Here is an 8,002-nt window from a genome sequence, read left to right on the forward strand (position 1 = left end):
CGTGCAGCGCGCCGAAGTGCTTGTTCACGTCCTTCAGTACGACCAGGTCGTCGGGCGCCGGAACGGCGTCCTCGGTCACCGGCACTTCGGTCATCGGCGTGTGCTCCATCCTCGTCGGTTGACCAGACCTTGGCGATCACCCTATTGACGCTTGGCAAACCGAGTCAGCACATCTGAGGGGAACTTGAGCATCACGATCCGGTCACTGGCTGGCACAAATCCGGCACTGTGGGTGAGCTCGGCCGGTTGTGCAGCGTACCGGCTCCGTAACAGTCGCCCCGCAGGAGCGGGCTGCGCTTGACGCGCACGTGGCACATCGGCGTGTATTCGGTGGTGGAGCATGATTGCGGGGGGCGTGAAGGGCCGGACCGCGGGAGGTGAACGGATGAGACTGCTGCTCGTGGAGGACGACCACCGGGTCGCCGCCGCGCTGTCGGCCGTGCTGGCCAAGCACGGGCTGCAGGTCACCCACGCCCGCAGCGGCGAGGAGGCGCTGCACGCGCTGCTGCCGGACCACGGGCCCGGCTTCGACGTGGTCCTGCTCGACCTCGGCCTGCCCGACCAGGACGGCTTCGAGGTGTGCAGCCGCATCCGGCTGCGCACCGCCATCCCCGTGATCATGGTGACCGCGCGCGCCGACGTGCGGTCCCGCATCCACGGCCTCAACCTCGGCGCCGACGACTACGTGGTGAAGCCGTACGACACCGGTGAGCTGCTCGCCCGCATCCACGCCGTCTGCCGCCGCAAGGCGCAGGAGGCGTCCGCCGGGCCCGAGGCGGAGGGCGCGGAGGCCGCGGGCGGTGTCATCGGGCTCGGCCCGGTCCGTGTGGAGCTGGAGACCCGCAAGGTCACCGTCGGCGACGAGCCGGTCGCGCTCACCCGCAAGGAGTTCGACCTGCTCGCGATGCTCGCGCAGCGGCCCGGTGTGGTCTTCCGCCGGGAACAGATCATCAGCGAGGTGTGGCGCACGAGTTGGGAGGGGACCGGGCGCACCCTTGAGGTGCATGTGGCGTCCCTGCGGTCCAAGCTGCGCCTGCCCTCCCTGATCGAGACCGTGCGCGGGGTGGGCTACCGCCTCGTCGTGCCCTCCGGCTAGGAGGCCGTTCCTCCGTGCGCACCCGGCTGCTGCCGCTGCTCATCGTGCTGATGGCCGGTGTGCTGCTGGCCCTCGGCTTCCCGCTGGCGGCCAGCCTGGCCGCCGCCCAGCAGCAGCGCGTCGTCGTCGACCGCATCGACGACACCGCGCGCTTCGCCGCGCTCGCCCAGTACGTCAGCACCGACGGCAGCGGCGAACGGGTGGAGACGTTGCGGGCGGAGCTGCTGCAGTACCACTACGTGTACGGGATCCGGGCCGGCGTCTTCGACCGCGACGGCGAGCCGATCGCCTCGGCCCCGAAGGGCTGGACGCTGCCCACCGGCGGTGAGGCCTTCACCGCGTACAGCGAGGCCCTGGCCGGGCGGCGCAGCCACGACCCCAAGCAGATCTGGCCCTGGCAGCACCGCTCCCTGTCGGTCGCCTCCCCGGTCGTCCGGGACGGCGACGTCGTCGCGGTCGTGCTCACCGACTCGCCGACCGGCGCGATGCGCTCGCGCATCCTGCGCGGCTGGCTGCTGCTCGCGGCCGGTGAGCTGGCCGCCATGATCGTGGCCGTCATGGCCGCCTTCCGGCTCACCGGCTGGGTGCTGCGCCCGGTCCGGGTGCTGGACCGGGTCACCCACGACATCGCCACCGGCCGGATGAAGTCCCGCGTGGCGGTGTCCGGTGGACCGCCGGAACTGCGGCGCCTGGCACGCTCGTTCAACGAGATGGCCGACAACGTCGAGGAGGTCCTCGACCAGCAGCGGGCCTTCGTCGCCGACGCCTCCCACCAGTTGCGCAACCCGCTGTCCGCGCTGCTGCTGCGGATCGAGCTGCTGGGCCTGGAACTGCCCGACGGGCACGAGGAGATCGCCTCGGTCCGGGAGGAGGGCAAGCGCCTCGCCTCGGTCCTGGACGACCTGCTGGGCCTGGCCACCGCCGAGCACGCGGAGGCCAACCTCGCCCTCACCGACATCGCCGCCCTCGCCGCGGAACGCGTGGAGGCGTGGCGGCCGGTCGCCGAGCGCGACGGCGTGGAGCTCTCCTACGGGGGCGCCGCCGCCGTGACCGGCTGGGCCGACCCGGTGGCGCTGTCCAGCGCCCTCGACGCCGTGATCGACAACGCCGTGAAGTTCACCCCGGACGGTGAACGCGTGCGGGTCACCACCGAACTGCGCGGCCGCCCCGGCGCCATCGACGTGACCGTCGCCGACGGCGGCCCGGGTCTCACCGAGGACGAACTCGCCCGCATCGGCGACCGTTTCTGGCGCAGCCCGCGTCACCAGAACGTCGACGGCTCGGGCCTCGGCCTCTCCATCGCGCGGGTGCTGCTGGCGCAGGGCGGCGGCAGCATCGCGTACGCGCCGAACGAGCCGCACGGACTGGTGGTGACCCTCACGGTGCCGCGTACGGCTCCCTGAGCCCGGGGCCGGCCTGGCGGGCCAGCGGGTTGGAGCCGATCGAGTTGTGGATGCTGAAGTTGACGGCGTCCGAGCGGTAGCGGTCGTCCGACCACTCCACCGGGCGGCCCTTCTGCGTGGTGGTGACCCGGCGCACCCGCAGCAGCGGGCTGCCGCGCCGCACGCCCAGCAGTTCGCTGTCCCGGGTGCCGGCCGCGACCGCGTCGATCAGGTGCTCCCCGTAGGCGAAGACCAGGCCCGTGTCGTCGTACAGCCGCTGGGTGACCGACTCGCAGTCAGGCTCTATGCGCAGCACCGCGGGGGCGATCCAGTCGGCGTAGACCGTGCGCTCCACCAGGACGTGCTCACCGTCCAGTCCGCGCACCCGCAGCACGTACAGCACGTCCGCGCCCGTGCGCAGGTGCAGGCGCGTGGCGTCCTCCGCGGTGGCCGGCCGGGTCTCGGTGCGGACCACGGTGCCCGAGGCGGCGCGGCCCATGGCCCGCGCCCACTGGGCGAAGCTGCGCAGCTCCGCGAAGCTCTGGCTGCGCCGGCTGGCCAGCACGACGCGGCGGGCGCCCTGACGGGAGCCGATCAGCCCCTCCGCGGTCAGCGCGGCCACGGCCTGGCGCACCGTGCCGCGGGAGACGCCGTACCGGGCGGCCAGTTCGGTCTCCGGGGGGAGCAGGGCACCGACCGTGTACTCCTCGTCGTCGATGGCCCGCCGGAGCTCCTCGGCGATCTCCTCGTGCCGCGCCGCCACCGCGCCCCCTTCCGTTCATTCACCGTCTGCGCACAACATCGCTCAGCGTAGACGAGCCGGGCGCCGATCGCGCGCAGGGGTTCCCGGCTTCCGGGGCCGCTCCCGGGGTCCTTGGCTGAAAAGGGACGACTGCCCTCTGCAGGCTTGCCGAGGTTTTCCCGCCGTTTACGGAAAGGCCATTGACGCACGGCCTACTGAGGGCCAACTTGTTCGGACAAGTTGAACCGCCCGACCTCCCTGGCCCTCAGGACCCGACTTCCCCTCCAGGAGACTTCCGTGCCCGCGTCCCTCCCGAAGGCGGCCGTACTCGCCGCCGGCCTCGCCGTGACCGCGCTGGCGCTCAGCGCCTGCGGCTCGGCCCCCACCACCCAGACCGCCGCCGACGGCAAGAACGGCAAGAGCGCGGCCACCGCGACCTCCGCCGAGGAGTTCGGCGGCATGGACGCCCTGGTCGCCGCCGCCAAGAAGGAGGGCACGCTCAACGCGATCGCCCTGCCCCGCGACTGGGCGAACTACGGCGCGCTGATCGACGGCTTCACCAAGAAGTACGGCATCAAGATCCAGAACGAGACCCCGGACGCCGCCAGCCAGGACGAGATCAACGCCGTCACCTCCCGCAAGGGCCAGGACCGCGCCCCCGACGTCCTCGACCTCGGCGCGTCCTTCGCGATCAGCGGCGCCCAGCAGGGCCTGTTCGCCCCCTACAAGGTCGCCTCCTACGACGACATCCCGGCCGCCCAGAAGGACGCCCAGGCCCGCTGGTACAACGACTACGGCGGCTACGTCTCCATCGGCTGCGACGCCAAGCGCGTCAAGAACTGCCCGACCACCTTCGCCGACCTGCTCAAGCCCGAGTACAAGGGCCAGGTCGCGATGAACGGCAACCCGACCAAGTCGGGCTCGGCCTTCGGCGGCGTCTACGCGGCGGCGCTGGCCAACGGCGGCTCCTTCGACGACATCCAGCCCGGCATCGACTTCTTCGGCAAGCTGAAGAAGAACGGCAACTACAACCCCGTCGAGTCCACCCCGGCCACCGTCGAGAAGGGTGAGACCCCGATCAGCATCGACTGGGACTACCTCAACGCCGGCTACGCCGAGGAGTTCGCCAGCAAGGGCGTGGACTGGAAGGTCTCCGTCCCGAGCGACGGCGAGTACGCCCAGTACTACGCGCAGGCGATCAACAAGGACGCCCCGCACCCGGCGGCCGCCCGCCTGTGGCAGGAGTACCTGTACAGCGCCGAGGGCCAGAACCTGTGGCTCGCCGGCTTCGCCCGCCCCGTCCTGATGCCCGCCATGGACACGGCCGGCACCCTCGACAAGACCGCCGCCGGCAAGCTCCCCGCGGTCAGCGGCACCCCGTCCTTCCCGACCGACGCCCAGCAGAACAAGGCCAAGGAAGTGCTGGCCCAGGGCTGGGGCAAGGCCGTCTCCGGATGACCGACCCGATGACCGCCACCGCGGCGCCCGTCGCCGCCGCTGCCGGGGCCACCGCCCCGGCGCGGCGGCGCTCGGCCGGCTGGCTCGCGGTGGTCCCGCTGCTCGTCTTCGTCGCGATCAGTTTCGGGGCCCCCGCGGTCGCCATGCTCAACGGCGCCTTCACCGTCAAGGACCCCGCGACCGGGGCCACCTCGTACACCACGGCCAACCTGACCGCCTCCCTGCAGGGCGCCTACCTGACCGCCCTGTGGGGCAGCGTGAAGCTGTGCGGGCTCTCCGCCGCCATCGGCGCGGTGTTCGGGCTGCTGCTCGCCCAGGCCGTGGTGACCTCGCGCTTCCGCGCGCTGCGTGAGGCCGTGCTGACCGCCTCCGGCGTGCTCGCCAACTTCGGCGGGGTGCCGCTGGCCTTCGCCTTCGTGGCGACCCTGGGCAACGCCGGCGTCCTCACCCGCCACCTGGGTCTCGCCGACCACGGCTGGAGCCTCTACAGCTTCTGGGGCCTGGTCATCGTCTACCTCTACTTCCTCATCCCGCTCATGGTGCTCACCGTGACCCCGGCGCTGGAGGGGCTGCGCGTCCAGTGGCGCGAGGCGGCCCAGAACAACGGCGCCACCAACGGGCAGTACTGGCGGCACGTCGCCCTGCCCGTGCTGGCGCCCTCGCTCCTCGGCGGCCTGGTCCTGCTCTTCGGAAGCGCCTTCGCCGCCTACGCCACCGCCGCGGCGATGGTCGGCAGCTCCGTGCCGCTGATCACCCTGCAGATCGCCGACGCCATCTCCGGCAACGTCCTGGTCGGGCAGGAGAACGTCGCCCTCGCCCTCAGCCTGGACATGGTCGTCGTCGCCGGCCTGGTCATGGCGGTCTACCTGCCCCTGCAACGACGGAGCGCGCGATGGCTGGTCTGACGAGCACCCGGATCCGGCCCTGGCGCGGCATCGTCCTCGCCGGTGCCGGCCTCTACTTCCTGGTGCCGCTGGCCGCCTCGGTGATCTTCACCGTGGACGTCCCCGGCCAGGGCATCACCTTCGACGCGTACGGGCAGATCCTGGGCGCCGAGGGCTTCACCTCCAGCCTGCTGCTCTCCCTGGAGCTCGCGGCCGCCACCATCGCCGTCGTCCTGCTGCTGATGGTGCCGGCCATGGTCGCGCTGCGGCTGTCCGCGCCCCGGCTGCGCCCGGTGGTCGAGGTCATCTGCTCGCTGCCGCTGGTCGTGCCGCCGATCGCGCTGGTCGCCGGGGTGAGCAACGTGCTGCGCTGGGGCCCCGAGCACCTGGCCAGCACGCCGCTGTTCCAGACCTTCGTGGCCATCCAGAACCCGTCCTTCCCGGTCGTCCTGGTGCTCACGTACGTCGTGATGGCGCTGCCCTTCGTGTACCGGGCCCTGGACGCCGGACTGCGGGCGGTGGACGTCCGCACCCTGGTCGAGGCCGCCCGCTCCTGCGGCGCCGACTGGCCGCGCGCGCTGGTCCGGGTCGTGCTGCCCAACCTGCGCGGGGCGCTGCTCAACGCCTCCTTCCTCACCCTCGCCCTGGTGCTCGGCGAGTTCACCGTCGCCCAGCTGCTGGGCTTCCAGCCCTTCGCGGTGTGGATCGTCACGGTCAGCGGCTCGCAGGCACAGCTGTCCGTGGCCGTCTCGGTGCTCAGCCTGCTGGTCACCTGGGTGCTGCTGCTCGTCCTGGCCGCCGTCGGCGGACGCCGCCCGACCTCACGTACCGCCTCCCGGAAGTGACCGAGACATGACCGACACCGTCCCCGCCCCGGCCGACGCCGCGCCGACCGTGCCCGGCGGCGCCACCGTCGAGTTCCGGGCGCTGCGCCGCGCCTTCGGGCCCACCGTCGCCCTCGACGGACTGGACCTGACCGTCCGGCCCGGAGAACTCCTCGCCCTGCTCGGCCCGTCCGGCTGCGGGAAGACCACCGCGCTGCGGATGCTCGCCGGCTTCGAGCACCCCGACTCCGGTCAGGTGCTGGTCGACGGCAAGGACATCACCAAGATCCCCGCGCACCGCCGCGACGCGGGCATGGTCTTCCAGTCCTACAGCCTCTTCCCGCACCTGAGCGCCGCCGACAACGTCGCCTTCGGGCTGCGCATGCGCAAGGTCGGCGCCGCCGAACGGCGCGCCCGCGCCGTGGAACTGCTGGAACTCGTCGGCCTGCCGGACCACGGGGACCGTTACCCCCACCAGCTCTCCGGCGGCCAGCAGCAGCGCGTGGCCCTCGCCCGCGCCCTGGCGCTGCGGCCGCGCGTCCTGCTCCTGGACGAGCCGCTGAGCGCGCTGGACGCCAAGGTGCGCACCAACCTGCGCGAGGAGATCCGCCGCCTCCAGCTCGAACTCGGCATCACGACGCTGTTCGTGACGCACGACCAGGAGGAGGCGCTGTCCATGGCGGACCGCGTCGCCGTCATGAACGCCGGGCGGATGGAGCAGTGCGCCGCCCCCGCCGAGCTGTACGACCGCCCCGCCACCGCCTTCGTCGCCGAGTTCGTGGGCACCAACAGCCGCCTGCCGGGCCGGCTGACCGACGGCGGCACCGTCGAGGTCCTCGGCCGGCGGCTCCCCGCCCAGGGCGAGGTGCCCGCGGGCACCGAAGTGGACGTCCTCGTCCGTCCCGAGGCGGTGCACCTGACCGCCGACCCCACCGGCGATGCGCGCGTCATGGCGACCGCCTTCCTCGGCGCCGTCACCCGGGTGACCGTGCAACTGGCCGACGGCGCCTTCGTCAAGGCCGACGTGGCCGGCTCCGACGCCGCCGCCCTCCCGCCGGGGGCGACCGTCACCGTCTCCCTGCCCGACCGGCCCGTCCTGGTCACCGCGCGCACCGCCTGACCTCGATCGCACCTCCCATCCCCCCACACCCCCGAGGAAAGAGAGCACCGTGACCCACCCACCGCACCACCCGCTCCAGGCCGTCCTGTTCGACATGGACGGCACGCTCGTCGACACCGAGGAGCTGTGGTGGGAGGCGGTCGCCGAGGTGGCCGCCGGGCTGGGACACGTGCTCGGCGACGCGGACGTGGCCGAGGTCCTCGGCCGCGCCGTCGAGCACACCGCCGCCCACCTGGCGACCACGAGCGGGACGGCGGCCGGCGCCGACGAACTGGCCGCCCTCCTGCACCGGGAGTTCGCCGAGCGGGTCCGCGCCCGCACGGTGCCCCGCCCCGGAGCGCTGGAGCTGCTGGACGAACTCGCCCGGCACGAGATCCCCATCGCCCTGGTCTCGGCGTCCCCGCGCGAGGTCGTGGACATCGTGCTGGCGGTGCTGGGCCGCGAGCGCTTCGCGGTCTCCCTGACCGCCGACGACACCCCCCGCACCAAGCCCGCC

Annotated in this window: 8 protein-coding genes and 1 pseudogene; 7 read left to right on the forward strand and 2 right to left on the reverse strand. The window is 72.7% G+C overall.

Annotated elements, in window-relative coordinates; genetic code table 11:
• A pseudogene (locus PV350_RS41900) lies at positions 1–94 on the reverse strand (amino acid ABC transporter ATP-binding protein); the annotation flags it as partial.
• Positions 95–385: 291 nt separating this feature from the next.
• Between PV350_RS41900 and PV350_RS41905 the strand changes: the two are divergent.
• Together PV350_RS41905 and PV350_RS41910 are read left to right on the forward strand one after the other, a co-directional pair.
• Positions 386–1,096, forward strand: coding sequence for a response regulator transcription factor (locus tag PV350_RS41905; protein WP_499514396.1), 711 nt, complete (start codon positions 386–388; stop codon positions 1,094–1,096).
• A 14-nt stretch (positions 1,097–1,110) separates the two neighbouring features.
• Positions 1,111–2,499, forward strand: coding sequence for a sensor histidine kinase (locus PV350_RS41910; protein WP_499514397.1), 1,389 nt, complete (start codon positions 1,111–1,113; stop codon positions 2,497–2,499).
• Here PV350_RS41910 and PV350_RS41915 read toward each other — a convergent pair.
• Complete coding sequence (locus PV350_RS41915) at positions 2,474–3,241, reverse strand: GntR family transcriptional regulator (RefSeq protein WP_499514398.1); 768 nt, start codon at positions 3,239–3,241, stop codon at positions 2,474–2,476. The genes PV350_RS41910 and PV350_RS41915 overlap by 26 nt on opposite strands.
• A gap of 276 nt (positions 3,242–3,517) precedes the next feature.
• On the opposite strand from PV350_RS41915, the gene PV350_RS41920 reads away from it, so the two are divergent.
• The 5 genes from PV350_RS41920 to PV350_RS41940 all read left to right on the forward strand — a co-directional run.
• A complete protein-coding gene (locus PV350_RS41920) occupies positions 3,518–4,678 on the forward strand; it encodes an ABC transporter substrate-binding protein (RefSeq protein ID WP_500338646.1) in 1,161 nt (386 codons plus the stop codon).
• The gene (locus PV350_RS41925; RefSeq protein WP_499514400.1) at positions 4,675–5,583 is read left to right on the forward strand and encodes an ABC transporter permease; all 909 of its coding nucleotides are present in this window, start codon (positions 4,675–4,677) and stop codon (positions 5,581–5,583) included. The genes PV350_RS41920 and PV350_RS41925 overlap by 4 nt, the downstream gene beginning before the upstream one ends.
• Positions 5,571–6,407: an ABC transporter permease gene (locus PV350_RS41930; RefSeq protein ID WP_499514401.1), complete on the forward strand. Its 837-nt coding sequence runs from the start codon at positions 5,571–5,573 to the stop codon at positions 6,405–6,407. The genes PV350_RS41925 and PV350_RS41930 overlap by 13 nt, the downstream gene beginning before the upstream one ends.
• Before the next feature lie 7 nt (positions 6,408–6,414).
• Positions 6,415–7,506 (forward strand): ABC transporter ATP-binding protein, encoded by a 1,092-nt coding sequence (locus PV350_RS41935; RefSeq protein WP_500338648.1) that lies wholly within the window; start codon positions 6,415–6,417, stop codon positions 7,504–7,506.
• Positions 7,507–7,555: 49 nt separating this feature from the next.
• A partial coding sequence (locus tag PV350_RS41940) for an HAD family hydrolase (protein WP_500338650.1) occupies positions 7,556–8,002 on the forward strand: 447 nt, incomplete at its 3' end.

The sequence above is a fragment of the Streptomyces sp. PA03-6a genome (assembly GCF_033792765.1).
In the GTDB taxonomy this organism is placed as follows: Bacteria; Actinomycetota; Actinomycetes; order Streptomycetales; family Streptomycetaceae; genus Actinacidiphila.

Coding starts and splice junctions, on each gene's coding strand:
- PV350_RS41905 (WP_499514396.1), top strand. CDS start 386: ATGAGACTGCTGCTCGTGGAGGACGACCACCGGGTCGCCGCCGCGCTG.
- PV350_RS41925 (WP_499514400.1), top strand. CDS start 4,675: ATGACCGACCCGATGACCGCCACCGCGGCGCCCGTCGCCGCCGCTGCC.
- PV350_RS41930 (WP_499514401.1), top strand. CDS start 5,571: ATGGCTGGTCTGACGAGCACCCGGATCCGGCCCTGGCGCGGCATCGTC.
- PV350_RS41935 (WP_500338648.1), top strand. CDS start 6,415: ATGACCGACACCGTCCCCGCCCCGGCCGACGCCGCGCCGACCGTGCCC.